This is a genomic window from Pseudomonas sp. W15Feb9B (genome assembly GCF_000828175.1).
GTDB lineage: Bacteria > Pseudomonadota > Gammaproteobacteria > Pseudomonadales > Pseudomonadaceae > Aquipseudomonas > Aquipseudomonas parakoreensis.
The window spans coordinates 35,828-54,177 of record NZ_JTKF01000049.1 but is presented as its reverse complement, the minus strand read 5'-3'; the positions used below and the strand labels follow the sequence as shown (position 1 = coordinate 54,177).

At 60.7% G+C, this 18,350-nt stretch carries 16 protein-coding genes; 9 read left to right on the top strand and 7 right to left on the bottom strand.

What is annotated here, in order from left to right; all coding sequences use genetic code 11:
* Positions 1 to 153: 153 nt before the first annotated feature.
* Positions 154 to 531, top strand: a complete 378-nt coding sequence (locus tag OC71_RS23305; RefSeq protein WP_041073881.1) for a hypothetical protein — start codon at positions 154 to 156, stop codon at positions 529 to 531.
* Here OC71_RS23305 and OC71_RS23300 read toward each other — a convergent pair.
* The gene (locus tag OC71_RS23300; RefSeq protein ID WP_041073841.1) at positions 528 to 1,730 is read right to left on the bottom strand and encodes an N-acetylmuramoyl-L-alanine amidase; all 1,203 of its coding nucleotides are present in this window, start codon (positions 1,728 to 1,730) and stop codon (positions 528 to 530) included. The genes OC71_RS23305 and OC71_RS23300 overlap by 4 nt on opposite strands.
* An 84-nt stretch (positions 1,731 to 1,814) precedes the next feature.
* Here OC71_RS23300 and folE2 point away from each other — a divergent pair, with 84 nt between their 5' ends.
* From folE2 to OC71_RS23270, 6 genes are read left to right on the top strand one after another with little or no spacing between them, the layout of a single operon-like run.
* Positions 1,815 to 2,711, top strand: coding sequence for a GTP cyclohydrolase FolE2 (gene folE2, locus OC71_RS23295; protein WP_041073839.1), 897 nt, complete (start codon positions 1,815 to 1,817; stop codon positions 2,709 to 2,711).
* A complete protein-coding gene (locus tag OC71_RS23290; RefSeq protein ID WP_041073837.1) occupies positions 2,708 to 3,376 on the top strand; it encodes a metal ABC transporter ATP-binding protein in 669 nt (222 codons plus the stop codon). Before folE2 ends, OC71_RS23290 begins: the two co-directional genes overlap by 4 nt.
* The gene (locus OC71_RS23285) at positions 3,376 to 4,242 is read left to right on the top strand and encodes a metal ABC transporter permease (RefSeq protein WP_041073836.1); all 867 of its coding nucleotides are present in this window, start codon (positions 3,376 to 3,378) and stop codon (positions 4,240 to 4,242) included. The genes OC71_RS23290 and OC71_RS23285 overlap by 1 nt, the downstream gene beginning before the upstream one ends.
* 11 nt (positions 4,243 to 4,253) lie before the next feature.
* The gene (locus tag OC71_RS23280; RefSeq protein WP_041073834.1) at positions 4,254 to 5,129 is read left to right on the top strand and encodes a metal ABC transporter substrate-binding protein; all 876 of its coding nucleotides are present in this window, start codon (positions 4,254 to 4,256) and stop codon (positions 5,127 to 5,129) included.
* Entirely contained in the window at positions 5,126 to 5,686 is a 561-nt protein-coding gene (locus OC71_RS23275) for a DapH/DapD/GlmU-related protein (RefSeq protein WP_041073832.1), read from the top strand. Before OC71_RS23280 ends, OC71_RS23275 begins: the two co-directional genes overlap by 4 nt.
* A 3-nt stretch (positions 5,687 to 5,689) precedes the next feature.
* On the top strand, positions 5,690 to 7,009 hold the full coding sequence (locus tag OC71_RS23270; RefSeq protein WP_041073830.1) for a dihydroorotase: 1,320 nt from the start codon (positions 5,690 to 5,692) through the stop codon (positions 7,007 to 7,009).
* 94 nt (positions 7,010 to 7,103) lie between these two features.
* Here OC71_RS23270 and OC71_RS23265 read toward each other — a convergent pair whose 3' ends face one another.
* Complete coding sequence (locus OC71_RS23265) at positions 7,104 to 7,622, bottom strand: DUF3617 domain-containing protein (protein ID WP_027610324.1); 519 nt, start codon at positions 7,620 to 7,622, stop codon at positions 7,104 to 7,106.
* Between the two features lie 132 nt (positions 7,623 to 7,754).
* Between OC71_RS23265 and cls the strand changes: the two genes are divergently transcribed.
* Positions 7,755 to 9,194 (top strand): cardiolipin synthase, encoded by a 1,440-nt coding sequence (cls, locus tag OC71_RS23260; RefSeq protein WP_041073828.1) that lies wholly within the window; start codon positions 7,755 to 7,757, stop codon positions 9,192 to 9,194.
* Positions 9,195 to 9,236: 42 nt separating this feature from the next.
* Here the strand turns inward: cls and cfaB are convergent, their stop codons facing one another.
* The 5 genes from cfaB to hflK (OC71_RS23235) all read right to left on the bottom strand — a co-directional run bounded on the left by cfaB (position 9,237) and on the right by hflK (OC71_RS23235) (position 16,602).
* Positions 9,237 to 10,424: a C17 cyclopropane fatty acid synthase CfaB gene (gene cfaB / locus OC71_RS23255; protein ID WP_041073826.1), complete on the bottom strand. Its 1,188-nt coding sequence runs from the start codon at positions 10,422 to 10,424 to the stop codon at positions 9,237 to 9,239.
* A 211-nt stretch (positions 10,425 to 10,635) separates the two neighbouring features.
* Positions 10,636 to 12,543 carry a heavy metal translocating P-type ATPase gene (locus OC71_RS23250; RefSeq protein WP_041073824.1) on the bottom strand — a complete coding sequence of 636 codons (1,908 nt, stop codon included), beginning with the start codon at positions 12,541 to 12,543 and terminating at the stop codon, positions 10,636 to 10,638.
* Positions 12,540 to 13,601 (bottom strand): protease modulator HflK, encoded by a 1,062-nt coding sequence (gene hflK / locus OC71_RS23245; protein WP_041073822.1) that lies wholly within the window; start codon positions 13,599 to 13,601, stop codon positions 12,540 to 12,542. Before hflK (OC71_RS23245) ends, OC71_RS23250 begins: the two co-directional genes overlap by 4 nt.
* Positions 13,598 to 14,644, bottom strand: coding sequence for a protease modulator HflC (hflC, locus tag OC71_RS23240; RefSeq protein WP_041073820.1), 1,047 nt, complete (start codon positions 14,642 to 14,644; stop codon positions 13,598 to 13,600). The genes hflK (OC71_RS23245) and hflC overlap by 4 nt, the downstream gene beginning before the upstream one ends.
* The gene (hflK, locus tag OC71_RS23235) at positions 14,641 to 16,602 is read right to left on the bottom strand and encodes a protease modulator HflK (protein ID WP_041073879.1); all 1,962 of its coding nucleotides are present in this window, start codon (positions 16,600 to 16,602) and stop codon (positions 14,641 to 14,643) included. The genes hflC and hflK (OC71_RS23235) overlap by 4 nt, the downstream gene beginning before the upstream one ends.
* Before the next feature lie 210 nt (positions 16,603 to 16,812).
* On the opposite strand from hflK (OC71_RS23235), the gene lpdA reads away from it, so the two are divergent.
* Positions 16,813 to 18,213 carry a dihydrolipoyl dehydrogenase gene (gene lpdA / locus OC71_RS23230; protein WP_041073819.1) on the top strand — a complete coding sequence of 467 codons (1,401 nt, stop codon included), beginning with the start codon at positions 16,813 to 16,815 and terminating at the stop codon, positions 18,211 to 18,213.
* Positions 18,214 to 18,350 lie beyond the last annotated feature (137 nt).

Below are 18,350 nucleotides of genomic sequence, written 5' to 3'. Positions count from 1 at the left end.
AACGTGATGGCAGAAGCTGACGCTTTAAATCGGCGGGCTCAGGCTCAATTAAAATTCATGTTATAGTATAACAATACGAATTAGCCAGACCTGCTCTTGCCCAAACCGATAAAGAGCATGAAGCTGCATGCCATCTGCCCGCCGGGAACCGTGATGAAAAATGTCCTGAAATGCTCGCTAATGAGTCTGGCATTGCTGTCGGGTGCCAACGTATGGGGACAAGCGCCAATGCTCGCCAAGTGCACACACAGCGCTAACCTGCTGGCATGCGTCGATGCGCAAGGTAACGCCTACAGTGTGAATACAGTGGGCCGCACGATTTACCTGCGCGGCTTTGAAAAGGACAGCAATCGCTACTGGGCGCAGACCAACAGTCGGTTCGGCCAACTGACGTTCTTCACCGGCATCGCTTCTGACGGCGAAGCCTGGGTCGGCTACACCCGTCGCGTGGGCTGGACGACGATCAATCGCTTCTCCAGCTCAGGCGGCAGCAGCGCGAAGTTCACCTGCAGCCGGATCACCGGCTGCTAAACCTGCACCTTTTGCTGCGCCTGCTGCCAGGCGAGGTAACTGTCCATTGGCGGGTTCTGCTGGAAATAGCGCTGCAATCCTTCAAACAACCCGTTAGCGATAGCCTGTTGATGTCGAGTTGTCACCAGGCGCTGGCTGTCACGCGCGTTGGAAATAAAGCCGGTTTCTACCAGGATCGACGGCACATCCGGCGACTTCAGCACCGCAAATCCCGCCTGTTCCACGCGCTTTTGATGCAATGTGGTGATGCCTTGCAGACTGCCCAGTATGCTGCTGCCGAGTTGCAGACTGGCGGCGATGGTGGCGCTCATCGACATGTCGAGGATCACGCCGGCGAGCATCGGATCCTTGTCCTTGAGATTAAGCAGACTGGTCGCGCCGAGCAGATCCGCGCCGTTTTCGCGCTGTGCCATGAAGCGTGCAGTCGCTGACGTCGCACCACCTTCTGACAGGCAATACACCGAAGCTCCCGACGCCGTCAGTCGCGGCGCTGCATCGGCGTGCACGGAGATAAACATGTCGGCCTTGTGCTGACGGGCAATGTCTACACGCTTGCGAAGGGGCACGAAAAAATCGTCATTGCGCACCAACTTCACGTCGAAGCCCTTCTCCTTTTTAAGACGTTTGGCGAGCAATTGGGCGATGGACAACACCACGTCCTTTTCCCGCTCACCCTTGGCGCCGACGGCGCCAGGGTCTTTACCACCGTGTCCGGGATCAACCACAACAATGATGTCGCGTTTAAGGTGATGGTTATTTGTGGATGTTTCACGTGGAACCACTGCGGTGCTCAGGACTTTATCGGCGTTCACCAGGTCGAGCACCAAACGGTGTCCTTGACCATCCTGCGGTGCCAAAACAAAGCTGTTCAATAGAACGGGAGTGTTCAGATCGAGAACGATCCGGGTATCGCCTTGACCAAAATGCCCGGCGCGGATCGAGCGAATGGCCGTATCTGCTAACGGCAATTGACTGAAATCACCACTCAGACTCGCCCCGGACAGGTCAATGATCAAACGCTCTGGCGCGCTCAACGTGAACGTTTTGTAACGCACCGGGCCGCTTAAATCGAAGACCAGTCGCAGCTTTTCACGCGAACGCCAGAGCCGCGCATTTCGCACCTGGGTTGCCGAGACACTGAAGGGCAGAGCCAAGGCTGCGCTGGCCAAAAACAAACTGAGCAAGTGGCGTCTGTGCATATGAAAACCCGTTCATGAAAAAAGCATCGTGATTTGAATTGTTATAATGTAACATCCAATTCAGTCAACACGATGGTTCCGAACATGAATTCGCTGACACTTCCGGATATCGCCACTCAAGCCTCTCGACAAGCATTACCGCTTGAGTGGGTGGGAATGCGCGGCATTGCCTTGCCGGTTTTATTGGATGGCCAACGTCTGAGCGCGAAGGCAGATGCAGGCGTCAGTCTTGACGATGGTGAGGCGCGTGGCATTCACATGTCGCGGTTGTATGTGGCCTTGGCAACGCTTGAGCAACAGAACCTTTCTCCACGGGTTTTGCATCAGGTACTGGACGATTTTCTGGCGAGCCACGAGGGCTTATCCAGCAATGCTTACCTGAATATCCACAGCGAAGTGCTGCTGAAACGACCCGCGTTGGTCAGCCCACTGGCGGGGTGGAAAAGCTATCCAGTGAGCATTTCTGCCAGCCTCAAAAACAAAGTGTTCCACGTGGAACTCAAGATCGATGTGCCCTACTCCTCGACCTGCCCGTGCTCAGCCGCATTAGCGAGGCAACTGATCCAGCAGCAGTTCATCGATGATTTTGCCAATAAGCCACTGCAGCGCGCTGAAGTTCTGGCTTGGCTTGGATCAAGCCACGGCATCGTTGCCACTCCGCACAGCCAACGCAGCACCGCGCAATTGCACATGCATCTGGACGAGTTTATCGATGAGCTGCCCCTCAGCGTGATCATCAATGACGCTGAAGCCGCACTGGGCACCGCCGTGCAAACCGCCGTGAAACGCGCCGACGAACAAGCCTTCGCGCTGGCCAACGGGCAGAACCTGATGTTCTGCGAGGACGCCGCGCGACGACTCCATCTGGCCCTGCGTCGCTGCCCTGGTGTCAGCGGATTCCACCTGCAAGTGATCCACGCTGAAAGTCTGCACGCCCACGACGCCGTCGCCGAAAGCCACTGGCATCGAGAACACGCATGATCCGCTGCCATTCCTTGAGCTGGGGCGCGCCAGGGCAACCGATGACTTCACCACTGACGGTCACGCTGGAAAGTGGCAGTCTGAGCGCTATCGTCGGCGCCAACGGCTGCGGTAAAAGCAGCCTGCTGAAAGTCATCGCCGGACTGCAGAAACCCTTGACCGGAAAAGTTGCGCTAGGCGTCCCACGCCAAGGAGGATTGTCATTCCTGCCGCAACAGCAACACCTCGACCGACAGTTTCCCATCAGTCTGGAAGAACTGGTGGCTGCCGGGTTCTGGGGCCGTCGATTGTCGACGCAATTGCGCACACAGCGCCTCACTCACGCACTCGACAATTGGCACTTGAGCGGACTCGAGAAGCGCCCGCTGATGGCGCTCTCCGGTGGCGAACTGCAACGCGCATTGCTCGCCCGTTTGAGTCTGGCTGACGCGCCACTACTCCTTCTTGACGAACCCCACGCTGCGCTCGACGAACTGGGTCAGCAATTGCTTTGGCAACACATCCACGCCTGGCACGCCGAAGGTCGAACTTTATTGGTGGTCTGCCACGACCTGGCCGCCGTCCGCCAACACATCCCGCAGACACTGCTGATCAAAAACCACGAATGCGCGTTTGGCGCCAGCGTCGAACTGATCCAGCAAACACCCGGCACGCAGGTGGCTTGATGCTCACCGTCGCCCACCTTTGGCAACCGTTCAGCGAATTCTTGTTCATGCGCCGAGCGCTGCTCGGCGGATTGGTCTTGGCCTGCAGCACAGCACCGCTCGGCGTATTTCTGATCCTGCGGCGCATGAGCCTGATCGGCGACGCCGTCGCTCACGGCATTCTTCCCGGCGCCGCATTGGGCTTCTGGTTCGCCGGCCTGAGTCTGCCCGCGCTAACGCTCGGTGGTCTGGGTGCGGGCCTGAGCATGGCCGGGCTGGCTGCGTGGATTACCCGTCGCACCGGTTTGCGCGAAGATGCCAGCCTCGCCGCGATCTACCCGATCTCACTCGCCAGTGGCGTGCTGATTCTCGGCATCGCTGGCAAACGCCTCGACTTGCTGCACTTGCTGTTCGGCTCGGCGCTCGCCGTCGACGGACCGACCCTCAACGGCATGTTATGGGTCTCGGCCCTCAGCCTGATCGCCATGGCAGTCATCTACAAACCGCTGCTGCTCGACACCCTCGATCCTCTATTCCTGCAAACCGTCAGCCGCCTCGGCCCTCTCGCCCACGGCGTGTTCCTGACCTTGGTGGTGCTCAATCTGGTGATCGGCTTCCAGGCCATCGGTGCATTGATGGTGGTGGGTCTGATGATGCTGCCTGCCGCTGCCTCACGGTTCTGGAGTCGTCGTCTGCCGAGCCTGATTGCCATCTCCGCACTCATTGGCTGCCTGTCGGTGTGGCTCGGATTGTTGCTGTCGTTCGACTACTCGCTGCCCAGCGGGCCGGCCATCGTGCTGGTCGCGGGGTTCGCCTACTTGCTGTCCGTGGTGTTCGGACCGGTTCACGGGCTGCTGCGCCGCCCGCCTTTGCTCACATCCCAATGAGGTGTTTCCCGATGCGCGTTCTACTCGTGTTGTTCAGCTTGCTGCTGTCGATGTCGTTATCGGCGGCGGAAAAATTGCCGGTGGTCACCAGCTTCAGCATCCTCGCCGACATGGTGCATCAGGTCGGCGGCGAGCATATCCAGATCACCAACATGGTCGGCCCGGACGCCGATGCGCATAACTATGAGCCAACACCGGACGACGCCAAAGCGCTGCTCAAAGCCAAGCTGATCATCAAGAACGGCCTCGGTTTCGAACCATGGCTCGATCGACTGGTGACCAGCACCGGCACCCAAGCCCCGCTCATCAGTGCCAGCCACGGTGTGATTCCGCGCTCGCTCGATGAAGACGGTGAAACCATTCCCGACCCACACGCCTGGCACAACCTGGCCAACACTGAGCTGTACATCGCCAATATCACCAAGGCGCTGATCGCTGCCGATCCGGCGAACAAGGCCGATTATCAACGCAACAGCCAGACCTACCTGAAACAGATCTACGCCCTGCTCGCCGAAGCCAAGACCAAGCTCGGCTTGCTGCCACCGGGCAATCGCAAGATCGTCACCAGCCACGACGCCTTCGGTTATCTCGGGCAGGCCTACGGCATCGACTTCATGGCACCGCAAGGTCTTTCCACCGAACGCGAACCATCGGCCGCCGAAGTCGCCGCACTGATCACGCAGATACGTCAGGCCAAGGTCAAAGCGGTGTTCATGGAAAACATCAAGGACGCGCGCCTGCTCAAGCAAATCGCTGATGAAAGCGGCGCGCATATCGGCGGCACGTTGTACTCCGATGCCCTCGCCGCCAGTGGCCCGGCCAGCACCTTTACCGGACTGTTCGAATACAACCTCAACACCCTTTATGACGCACTGAGCCAACCATGATCCGCAAAAATCCCTCAGGCGATTTGCCGCAAATTGCCGAGTCGGCCTACGTCGACAAAACCGCGATCATCTGCGGCAAGGTGGTCATTGGCGAGAATGTGTTCGTCGGCCCCTACGCGGTGATCCGCGCCGACGAAGTAGACGCTTCGGGCACGATGGAGCCGATCACCATCGGCGCCAATTCGAACATCCAGGACGGCGTGGTGATCCATTCCAAATCCGGCGCTGCCGTGACCATCGGCGAATTCACCTCGATCGCTCACCGCTCGATCGTGCATGGCCCGTGCGTAGTCGGCGACCGGGTGTTCATCGGATTCAACAGCGTGCTGTTCAATTGCGTGGTCGGTGACGGCTGTGTGGTACGGCACAACTCGGTGGTCGATGGCCGTGATTTACCGGACGCGTTCTACGTGCCCTCCACCACCCGCATCGGCCCCAACACCGACCTCTCGCAGTTCCCGCCAGTGAGTGTCAGCGCCTCGGAGTTTTCCGAAGACGTGGCGCGCACCAATGTCGATCTGGTACGCGGCTACAAAGCCTTGCAGAACGAGTTCTGAGCCATGAGCAGCGTGCTGATTCGCAACGCCAGACTGGTCAATGAAGGGCGCGAGTTTGACGGTGATCTGTTGGTCAGCCATGGTCGCATCGTTAAGATCGCGGGCCGCATCGACGGTGAAAATGCCCGTGTGGAGATCGACGCCAATGGCCAATGGCTGTTGCCGGGGATGATTGATGATCAGGTGCATTTTCGCGAACCGGGAGCGCCGGCCAAGGGCAGTATTCACTCCGAGTCGCGCGCAGCGGTGGCGGGTGGCATCACCAGTTTCATGGACATGCCCAACACCCAACCGGCCACGCTTACCCTCGAAGCGCTGGCGGATAAAAAGCGTCGGGCGGCGATCAACTCCGTGGCCAACTACGGATTTCACTTCGGTGTCAGTCAGGACAACCTCGACACCGTGGCCGCGCTCAACCCCTGCGAAGTGGCCGGGGTCAAAGTGTTCATGGGCGCGTCCACTGGCAATATGCTGGTGGATGATCCTAAGATTCTCGAACGTTTATTCGCCGAAGTGCCGACGATTCTGCTGGCGCATTGCGAACACACACCAAGCATCGAGGCCAATGCAGCACGTCTGCGCGAACGCCTGCCGGCGAATATCCATGCACTGATCCGCAATGCCGAAGCTTGCTACCGATCCTCTTCGCTGGCGGTGGAACTGGCCAGACGTCACGGCACCCGCCTGCACGTTTTGCACCTGACTACCGCTCGCGAGCTGGAGCTGTTCGAAGACAAACCTCTCACTCAAAAGCACATCAGCGCTGAAGTCTGCCTGCACCACCTGCTGTTCGATGACCGCGACTATCCTGCACTCGGCAACCTGATCAAATGCAACCCGGCGATCAAGACCCAGGCCGACCGAGACGCCTTGCGCGCGGCGCTGCTGAGCAACCGGCTGGATGTGATCGGCAGCGATCATGCACCGCATACCTGGGCGGAAAAACAGCGTCCTTACACCGAAGCACCGTCCGGGTTACCGCTGGTGCAACACGCCTTGCCGGCACTGCTGGAACTGGTGGCCGATGGCGTGCTGCCGATCACCACGTTGGTGGCAAAGACCAGCCATCGCGTGGCGGATCTGTTTGCGATTCCGGATCGGGGTTATTTGCGTGAGGGGTATTGGGCGGATCTGGTGCTGGTTGAGCCAGCGGCTCTTGAAGTGTCGCGGCAACCGATTCTGTCACAGTGCGGCTGGACGCCGTTCGCTGACAAGACTTTTCGCTATCGGGTGAATACCACGTTGGTGTCGGGGCAGATTGCCTGGCGGAAGCAGCGCATCAACGAAAGCTGTCAGGGGCTGCCGCTGCGGTTTATGCGCTGAATGATCAGGTGTCTGACAGAACGTCTTCGCGAGCAGGCTCGCTCCCATCAGGAAACGCGCTGTCCCTGTGGGAGCGAGCTTGCTCGCGAAGCTTTTAAGCTCTTGGCTTCACAGTGCCGCAATCCTGACCCAACCACACCGCACGGGTTTCCAGACTGCCCTTCTGGTTGATCCCGATCGCATTGAACGTGCCGTTGGCCACGGTGGTGAACTCACGATCACTGAGGAACGTCGCGACACCCGTGCCTTGCGCTTTCGGGCAGCTGAAGCGGAATTTCCACTGGTTGCCGGTGCGCTCGGTGATCTGCTGTTTGCAGCCCGACTGCGGATCGGCCAGCGGAATATCGTTGGTCGCGACCTGCTGCGGCGTCAGGCAGGCACGAATGCCCTTGCCGCCGATGTTGATTCCGTTCTTTTCCAGCGCCGCACGCTGTTGCGGGGTCATCTGGCCTTGCAACTGGCCGAGGATCGATTGCACATCCATGGGCTGGTCATCGACCTTGACGTTGCTCGAGGTCATTTCCCACAACCCCGGCTGCAGCATTTGCGCCTGCGCAACCACCGGCATTGCCAAACCCAGGCCCAGCGCCAAACCCAGCAGACGAACGTTCATCGAAAAAACTCCTGATCAGTAGTGGCCGTTAGACGTCGGCCGATTGCTTCGGTTCATGCACCAATTAAATAGCGACATTCGCCTCGGAACATGGTCTGTTACGCATTGAGTCTTCAGGAGCAAGGCTGCCCCATGGATTATTTTGGACCGCACATTTTTGGCTATCTGATCGCCCTCATACATAGCCTCGGCTTGATCGCCGCGATCCACGCGGTGCTGACCGTTCGCACCGCCCAAGGCTCGATCGCCTGGGCATTGTCGCTGATTTTCATTCCTTACCTGACACTCATCCCTTATCTGGTTTTCGGCCGCAGCACATTCGACGGCTATATCAAGGCACGGCGCCAGGCCAACGAACAGATGCGTCAGGCAATTTCCGAGTTGAACTGGCGACCGTGGGTCGAAGAAGCCCTCACCGCCCGCGCCTCAAATGCCTATGCCTCGCTACGGGCCATGCCCAAACTGGGGCGGATGCCATGCCTGGCGAATAACGAAGTGCAACTGCTGGTGAATGGCCACGCGACCTTCGAGGCGATTTTCCAGGCCATCGATCAAGCGCGCGAAGCCGTACTGATCCAGTTCTTCATCATCCATGACGACCGCCTCGGACAGCGCCTGCGCGATCTGTTGCTGAAGAAAGCTGCCGAAGGCGTGGCGATTTATCTGCTCTACGACCGCATCGGCAGCCACGCCCTGCCCCACAGTTATGTACAGGCGTTGCGCGATGGCGGTGTCGAGGTCAAAGCCTTCGCCACACGTAGCGGCTGGCTCAATCGCTTCCAGGTGAATTTCCGCAACCACCGCAAAATCGTCGTGGTCGATGGCGTGCTCGGCTTTGTTGGCGGGCACAACGTTGGCGATGAATACATGGGCGAGAAGCCGCCGTTGGCGCCATGGCGCGATACCCATGTGCAAGTGCGCGGGCCGGTCGTGGCCTGCATGCAGGAGTCATTTGCCGAGGATTGGTTCTGGGCCGCGCGCACATTGCCGCCGCTGATCCTGCCGGACGTTTACCCGGACGACGGCGTGCTCTGTCAGTTGCTGGCCAGCGGCCCGGCCGACGCCTACGAAACCTGTTCGCTGTTCTTCGTCGAAGCGATCCACGCCGCAACCGAGCGGGTGTGGATCACCAGCCCGTACTTCATTCCCGATGAAGCCGTGTTCGCCGCGTTGCGTCTGGCGGTGCTGCGCGGCGTCGACGTGCGCCTGCTGCTGCCATCGCGCCCCGATCACCGCATCGTCTACGCCGCGTCCAGCCTGTATGCATTCGAAGCGGTGCGCGCCGGCGTGCGGGTGTTCCGCTACGAACCGGGGTTCCTGCATCAGAAAGTGGTGTTGATCGACAGCGAGATCAGCGCCGTCGGCAGCGCCAATCTGGACAACCGTTCGTTCCGGCTGAATTTCGAAGTGATGCTACTGACCGTCGACAGCGAATTCGCCGCCCGCGTGGAACGTATGCTCAACGATGATTTCGAGCAGGCTTACGAGGTTGCTAAAGAAGAAAGCCGGGAGATCCACCGCCTGCAACAGCTCGGCATGCGGATCGCCCGGCTTATTTCACCGATTCTCTAGCAGCCCATCACCCTCTCCAAGGGAGAGGGCATGGTTCAGGCATCAAGGATTGTAGATGTCGTCACGGGTCCAGGGCAGTTCATGGCTGCCGTCCGGATGAGCCTTCACTGCCAGAATCTGATGCAGATTGATCCAGCCCCGGGCAAACGCGTAGGCACACCCGGCCAGATACAGGCGCCAGATGCGCAGCGCCTGATCCGGCACCAGTTTCCCGGCGGCCTCGAGGTTATCCTCCAGCCGCTCGCTCCAGTGATCCAGCGTGCGCGCATAATGCAGGCGCAGGCTTTCGACATCGACAATCTCCAGCCCGGCTTCGCTGATCTCGGCCGAGATCATCGCCAGGTGTGGCAACTCGCCGTTGGGGAACACGTACTTCTCGATGAAGTCGCCGGCACCGCGTCCCACCGGGCGGCCGTCGGTGTGCTTGGCGGTGATGCCATGGTTCATCACCAGACCGCCCTCCTTCACCGCGCCAAACAGGACTTTGCAGTATTCGGCGAGGTTGGCGTGGCCGACGTGTTCGAACATACCGACGCTGACCACCTTGTCGAAACGCCCGTCCTGCGGCAGGTCGCGGTAGTCGAGCAATTGCAGTTCAATCTGGTCTTCCAGGCCTTCGGCCTTGACGCGCTCGCGGGCCAGTTCCAGCTGTTCCTTGCTCAGGGTGATGCCGAACACTTTGGCGCCGAATTCACGTGCGGCGTAACGCGCCAGACCACCCCAGCCGCAACCCACATCCAGCAGGTAATCGCCCGGCTGCAAACGCAGCTTGCGACACAGATGACGGAATTTGGCTTGCTGCGCCTGCTCCAGGGTTTCGCTGCCCGTTTCGAAATATGCGCAGGAATACGCCATGTCGCTGTCCAGCCACAGCTGATAGAACGCGTTGGACAGGTCATAGTGATAGGAAATGGCTTTGGCGTCGGTTTCCTTGTCATGCACTGCACGCACTGGCTGAGCGCCTTCATCTTCATCGAGCAAGGCGCTGCTCAATTCGTCGCAGACCCGGATGACCTCGCTGATCGAGCCCTCCAGTTCAAGCTTGCCTTCAACAAACGCCGCCCCCAGCGCGTCGAGGCTTGGATGGGTGAACTGGGTGACCATCGTCGGGTCCTTGACCACGATGGTGACGCTGGGCGTCGGCCCCAGATTGAACTCATGGCCGTCCCAGAGTCGCAGGCGAAGCGGAAGCTGCAGATTCTGTAAGGCCGGTGGAAGTTGCGCGAGCATGGAAAATCCCCCCTTGTTTCAGACGTCAGATCTGAGGGTAGACCATCCTTGAAAAATAGCAGGCTATCGATTTAATTAGCCGAGACTATCGTTTCAGACGCTCCACCAGGCCGGAATGCAACCCGTGTTTTCGACCCGGAAACCGGCAATGACGTGTGCGCCTTCTACATAGATGACTGCCTATTCGGCGCACAGTTCGCTGCCACTCATTTCAATGACCGTCCTTGAGCTTGAGCAATGGCTCCTGAAACCGCAGCAGCCGTCCGGCATTGCCCAACACCAGCAACGTGCTGAGGTTGTGCAGCAGCGCGGCGATCATCGCCCCGGCCGCGCCGAGCCAGCCAAATGCAGCAAAGATGACAATCGCCAAGGTCCAGCCCAGACCGATGATCACGTTAACCTGCAAGGTTCGTCGGCATTGGCGGCTGAGCCGCACACAAGTACCGAGGCGGCGCAGATCACTGCCGATCAAGACGATATCCGCCGAGGCCAGCGCGATGTCAGCGCCGCCCGCGCCCATTGCGACACCGACCACACCAGCCTTCAGCGCCAGCGAATCATTGATGCCGTCGCCCACCACCATCGGCCGAAATCCGTTGTCGATTTCCTTCAGTACGCGGTTGAGTTTGTCCTCGGGCAGCGCCTGCGCTTCCAGCTCGTGCAGACCGACCTCGCGGGCCAGGGTCTGCGCGACACTCAGGCGGTCACCGGTCAACAGCAACTGGCGACCCAGACCGAGCTCGCGCAATTCGCTGAGGGCAAAGCGAGCTTCCGGTTTGACGCTGTCGGCCAGCAACAGCCAGGCGACAAATTCGCCGTTCAGTGCCAATCCGGCAATCGGCCCGTCGTGCTCGGGAACGGTGGTGGTGACGATGCCCAGTTGCGCGAACAACTCGGGCCGGCCCAAAGCCGCCTCGCCTTGGGCGGTCGTGGCGACTACACCGAGACCCTGACGCTCATGAATATCAGTCAGCGGCAGGCTCTGTTCCTGACTGACCAACCCAGCCAACGCGCGGCTGACCGGGTGGCTGCTGGCCGCCCCGAGGCTGGCGGCCAGTGCCATTACCGAGGCCTGATCCAGTCTTGGGCTGCTGATCGATTGCAAACGCAAGGCGCCGTAAGTCAGCGTGCCGGTTTTGTCGACCACCAGTGAAGTGAGATCTGCCAACTCCTCAAGGAACGCCGAACTGCGAATCAGAATGCCGTGGCGCGCCGCCACCGCCACGCCGGCAATCGCCGTGGCCGGTGCCGACAGCACCAAAGCGCAGGGACATGCCGCCACCAGCACCGCGAGCATCGCCTGCGCGTCATGGGTGACAAACCAGGTCACCGCCGCCAGCAGCAACACCAGCACCATGTAGCTACCGGCATAGCGCTCAAGCAGGCGCGTGATGGGCGGCTTCGAGCGCTCGGCGTTCTGCATCAGCGCAATGACTTTGCCCAGCGTCGATTGATCGCCGGTACGGGTCACCTCGATGCGCAGCAAGCCGTCGAGGTTGATCGCGCCGCCAAACACCGTCATGCCTGCCGCCGTTTCCACCGGAACCGACTCACCGGTAATCGACGCTGTGTCGAGGCTGGCCTGGCCGAACAACACTCGACCATCCGCTGGCACCCGATCTCCGGCGCGCACCTCTACCGTGTCGCCAGGTTTAAGCGTGCCGTTATCGACCTCGATGATCGAGCCATCGGTCTGAATCTTGCGCGCGTGGCTGCGGGTCAACTGGCCGAGGGCGTGAATCGCTTCCTGCGAGCCGATCACGCTGCGCTCTTCCAGCACGTGGCCGAAGATCATGATGATCGGCAGCAACGCGGCGGTCAGCAGATCGCCGGTCGCCCACGCACCGAGCATCGCCAGGGCGATCAATTGATCGGTGATGCCGTGCAGGCTTGGGTAGCGCAGGCTGTACCACGCCGAGCGCATCACCGGCACCGCCACCAATAGAGAAGCGAAACCCAGCAGCAACTGACTGACACCGGTTTGCTCCGGTAACAGCCAGCGCCAGAGGAGACCGAGGCCGAGCAAGCCAAGGGCGAGCATCGCCAGGGTCAATTGCCGTGCGGCGCGGCGCTGTTCGGCCGAGGACAACAGGCTCGGTGCGGCAGTGGTCGCAGTCATTTGCTGGCTCCCTGAATGATCAGGCGGGAATCGTCTTTCGGATCGACCGTGGTCACTGAACCGGCCTGGCCGAGAATCTTCGGCATGCGTTCACGGTACAGCCGCAGGAGCATCTGCGGGTCGGTACCCTGTTGTTGCGCCTTGGCCAAGCTCAGTACCGTGGCGGTGTCTGCAGCGGCTTTTGCCAACCGTTCGCCGGCCTGCGCGTGGGCCACTTGCAGGGTGCGGTCGGCTTGTTCGTTGGCGGTCTGGGTGAGTTTTTCTGCTTCGGTGCGTGCGTTGGCGACGGCTTTGTCGGCTTGCTGGCTGGCGGTCAGAACCGCATTAAAAGCGCTGACCGCAGGGTCCGGCAGACTCGACTGCACGTCGACCCGCGCCACTTCAATGCCGATGCCCTGCCCGCTCGCCTTCAACTCAGCCAAGCGCTTGTTGATGCCTTGCACCAGATCACCGCGCAGACGCTCACGTCTTTCGGCTGCCTGATTATCGGCACCGATCAACTCCGGTCGGGCAACCAGAATCGTGTCTAGATCCCGCGCAGCGGTCAAAGCCACAGCGCTACGGGTGACCAGCCGATCCAGTGCCGGCAGCACATGATCACCCTGCAGGACGAAGTCGTAAGGGTCGGTCACTTTGTAAAACACCCGCACATCCAGTTGCACCACGCCGGCGTCCCCCGTCAGCAAGTAACCGGAACCGGCCAGTGCATCGCTCAGCGGTGTAGCGAAAGTCGCTACACGATCAGCCCTGATCGCTTCACTGCTGCGCAGCAGGTTTTCCACTCGACGCTCAATCACCCGATCCGCTGCCGGTAGTAAAACCACCTGCTCGAACGGCTGTGGCCAGGCCAGTAACAGCCCGGCATTCTGGATGCGTTCCAGTGCGCCAAAGTGCAGAACCACGGCGCGATTCTGCGGATCGATCTGCCGCACATTGGAAAACGCCCACGCCAACGCGGCCAACACCGTGACCGCGTACAAGGCAAAAAACGCCAAACGTCCAGCCTGAATCCACGGACTGCTCAGCGAATGTGTTCCACGTGGAACTTCATCACTCATGGCTGCGATCCGGATTTGTTTTCGACATTCGGCGGGCCGTCCACCAGCACGCGGAATGGCGCGGCGTCGGTACGCAGGATCAGCTTGGTGTCCGGCGTGACGATAGTGCCCAGGGTGTCCAGCGAACGCAGCAGGTTGTACAACTGCGGCGATCCAGCGTAGGCACGGCCATAAATTTGCGCCGCTTCGACTCGGGATTGCGCTTCGATTTCTGCGGCTTTAACTGTCGCGTCAGCCTGAACAATTCGCGCATCGCGCTCGGCAGCAGAACGAATTTGTGCAGCTTCCCGCTTGCCGATGGCGGTGCGTTCGGTGGCAATTGTTTCACGCTCGGCGCGCATCCGATCGACCGTGGCGGTGAGCGTGACCGAAGGCAAGGTCAGGCGTTCGATGCCCACCTGCACCACGCGCACACCGTAAGTGGCCAGCAACTGCTGGTCGATCTGCTGACGCAGTTGCGCCTCGAAATCGGCAATACGCACTTTGCCGGCATCAGTATTCACCAGATCCGCCAGGTCGAAACTGCTGGCGGTGGTTTCCAGCGCCGAGCCGACAAAGGTGCGGATCTGCCGCGCCGCTTCGTCCGGCTGGTTCTGCACCGCGCGCATGAAACGCTGCACGTTGTCCGGATCGCCCTGCACCTGCCACGCCACGTAGGCCTGAACGATGATGCGCAAACCGTCGCGAGTGCCGACATCCTGCAAACCGCTGGAGGTGGTGCGCAGGCGCAGATCCACCGGGATAGCCGCTTCGAACGGCGCCGGCCAGCGCCAGCTCAAACCGGGTTCAAGCAGCACCCGTGAAGGATTGCCGAAACGGGTGATGACCGTGGCTTCACCCGAGCGCACTTGCACCAGGCTCGCCGCCGCAATGGCAAACCCCACCAGCAACAGCGCCCAGCCCATCCGCCGCCAAGGGAACGGTCCCGCGTCTTCCGGTGCACCGTGGTGATGGTGATGATGCCCATGATGATGGTGATGCCCGGCGTGGCCGTGATCGTGGCCGCTGTGATCATGGGAATCGTGAGTGTGCGACTGGCTCAAGGGGCAACTCCTGGTTGAGCGGTGGTGCGCGCGGGCGTCGGATCAGCCGGCAGCGTGAACGTACGCAGGTCGATGGTCGGCGCATTGCTGCTGCCGCCTAATCGGTGGTCGAGTACCAACAGTTTGGCTTTGCTCAGACCGTGGCTAAGTTGGCTGAGGTATTGCTCCAGCACGAACGCCTGACCAGCGCTGGCATAAGCTTTCTGTTCAGCGCTGAACTTCAGGTCTGCCGCCTGCGCCGTGGCGTTGATTTCGCGAGCGCTGGCACTGGCCTGATCACGGGCAAGGCTGGCCTGCAACAACGCCTGGTTACTGGCTTCAGCCGCAGCGCCGCGCTCACGGGAGATCAACGCCTGCGCGCCGATCTGTGCCGCTTGCACACCGTGATAAGCATTGGCGGCGCCGGCTGGCGGGTGAATCGCTTCGACCACGGTGGCGAGAATTTCCACGCCGCTGTTGAGCTTCTGCAGATCGCCTTGCACCGCGCGACCGATTTCTTCGCCCAGCCCTACCCGGTCAGCACCGAGCAGACCGTCGAGGGTACGCGAGGCAAAATCGTGCACCAGAATCCGGCTCGCGGTGCTGCGAATCAGCGTCGGCACATCGGCATTGTTGTAAGTCGCGGCCAAAGCATCCTGATCACTCAGACCAATGCGATAAACGAAGCGCACGTCCATGTTGACGATCTGAAAGCTCTGCTGATCGCCACGGCTGCTGGCGATCACTTGGGATTTGTCGTTAACGTGACTGGCATCCCACAAGCGGTTGGCGGTCATCGGCGCCGGGCCTTCGGCAGGCTCAGCCTGGGTTGGCGCCGGAGCATCGCCGACGCTGGTTGCCAATTCGTGCACCACGCCGTTCTCGACGCTCAATACACGGCCCAGTGGCCACGGCAAACCGGCGTGCAAGCCAGGGCCAAAGACTTGTACCGGTTTGCCGAAGCGCTCGTAGATACCGCGCCCTTGCAGCGGGATTTCGTGGATCCCGGTCAGCAGCCAACCGACGGCGGCGACCAGCGCCAGCACCGGCAGAAAAGCGCGGCGCATATAGCTGAACGCCCAGATCTGGCGCAAATCGATGCCGAAACGGTTGTGCAATTCGTGCTGCAAAGCGAGTAACGGCTGTGGTGGCCAACGCAGCATATCGGCAACAAAACTGCGCGCCAGCAGGGTCGGTTCCAGCTGCTCGCGTCGAGGGCTGAATACCGACAGAACTGCGCGCAATAGCAACTCGATCGCGATCAATCCCGGCAAGATCCCGATCAATACCGCAAGGCGCACGGGCCACACCGAAGCCTCGCTGGCGAACAGCAGGCACAACGCCCCCAGTACCAGACTGATGATCGCCACCCGCGCAAGTTGCGCGAGAGACCCGGCTTCCGGCCATTGCGCCGGGTTTTCCTGAGCCAGTTGCCGCTCCAGCACCAGCAAGCCGAAACCCAACAGCAACATCAGCGCGGCGCCCACCGTGGCCGATAACCCGACTGCAGCGGCAGGCAACGTCAGATTCCACACCTGCCCGATGGCCAGCACAATCAGCACTGACCAGCCGCCCAGCCACAACGTGGCCGCGCCAATCTGACCGAGCAGGTGCAGACCGCGCTGACTCAATCGCTCCAGCACCCGTTCGTACCAGCCGTCAGGAGCGGTTTGCTCGACCTCGTTCAGCGGTTGCTGCGCCACGGGGTGCATGACCCGTGCGCGCCATTGCGTCATCCACCACGCCGACTGCAGTCCGGCGACCAGCACCAGCAACGCCGCGCCCAGATTCACCAGCAAGGCCGGCCAGATCGATTGCGCGGCAAACAGCTCGACAAATAACGCCAGCACCCACCCTGCCCCGGCCAATCCGCCGAGGCCGAAGGCCAGGCGGCGCAATCGTCGCCCCTGCGCAGCCGCTTGTTGAAAGCGCGGCAACCCGGTCACTTGCGTGCCATCGACATCCAGATCGACTTGCATATCACCCCAAAGCCATTGATTCATCGGTCCAATCGTTACGATATAACGAAAAGCGTGAAATATTCGTACACAAATTCGCTTATCTAAAGATGCGCAACCTGTCGCTTGCCTGAAGCCTTGACCGAAATGTCCGGAAACGCACATATTACGTTCGTAATTTTAATCGCCTACTACTTTTAGCGATCCGCATCCCCAACGAGGAGCAAGAGCATGAGTCACTACGACGTGGTCATTCTGGGCGGCGGCCCCGGTGGTTATAACGCGGCGATCCGCGCCGGCCAATTGGGCCTGAAAGCCGCGTGTGTGGAAGGCCGCGCCACCCTCGGCGGCACATGCCTGAACGTCGGTTGCATGCCGTCCAAGGCCTTGCTGCATGCTTCGGAGCTGTACGACGCGGCCATGGGTGCGGAGTTCGCCAACCTCGGCATCGAGGTCAAACCCACGCTCAACCTCGCGCAAATGATGAAACAGAAAGACGACAGCGTGAGCGGCCTGACCAAAGGCATCGAGTTTCTGTTTCGCAAGAACAAGGTCGACTGGATCAAAGGCTGGGGCCACATCGAGGGTCCGGGCAAAGTCACGGTGACCGACGATCAGGGCAACACGACCGAGCTGAGCGCCAAGGACATCATCATCGCCACCGGTTCCGAACCCACGCCCCTGCCCGGCGTCGAGATCGACAATCAGCGCATCCTCGACTCCACCGGCGCGCTGTCGCTGAGTGAAGTACCGAAGCATCTGGTGGTCATCGGTGCCGGGGTAATCGGCCTGGAGCTGGGCTCGGTCTGGCGGCGTCTCGGCGCCCAGGTGACCGTGGTCGAATACCTCGACCGCATCTGTCCGGGCGTCGATGCCGAGGCCGGCAAGACCCTGCAGCGTTCGCTGAGCAAGCAAGGCATCAGCTTCAAATTGAGCTCAAAGGTCACCAGTGCCACGACCTCGGCCAACGGTGTGCAGCTCAGCGTCGAACCTGCAGCGGGCGGCAGCGCCGAGCTACTGGAAGCCGACTACGTACTGGTCGCGATCGGCCGGCGCCCGTACACCAAAGGCCTGGGCCTGGAGAACGTCGGCCTGAGCACCGACAAGCGTGGCATGCTCGCTAACCGCCAGCACCGCACCGAAGCCAATGGCGTCTGGGTAATCGGCGACGTAACGTCCGGGCCGATGCTCGCGCACAAGGCCGAAGACGAAGCGATGGCCTGCGTGGAACAAATCGTCGGCAAGGCCGGCGAGGTCAATTACGACTTGATTCCCAACGTCATCTACACCCGGCCGGAACTGGCCAGCGTCGGCAAGACCGAAGAGCAACTGAAGGCCGAAGGACGTGCCTACAAAGTCGGCAAATTCCCGTTCACCGCCAACAGTCGGGCGAAGATCAATCACGAAACCGAAGGCTTTGCCAAAGTCCTCGCCGACGAACGCACGGACGAAATCCTCGGTGTGCACCTGGTCGGCCCGAGCGTCAGCGAAATGATTGGTGAATATTGCGTGGCCATGGAGTTCAGCGCCTCGGCCGAAGACATCGCGCTGACCTGCCATCCGCACCCGACTCGCTCCGAGGCGCTGCGTCAGGCGGCGATGAATGTCGAGGGGATGGCGACGCAGATGTAGGTGGTCACCCAAACCCTGTGGGAGCTGGCTTGCCAGCGATGGCGTCAGTCCTGTAACCGTTGCGGTCGCTGACACACCGCTATCGCTGGCAAGCCAGCTCCCACAGTTGACCGTGTTCCTGCTGAAGGACTGCGGTC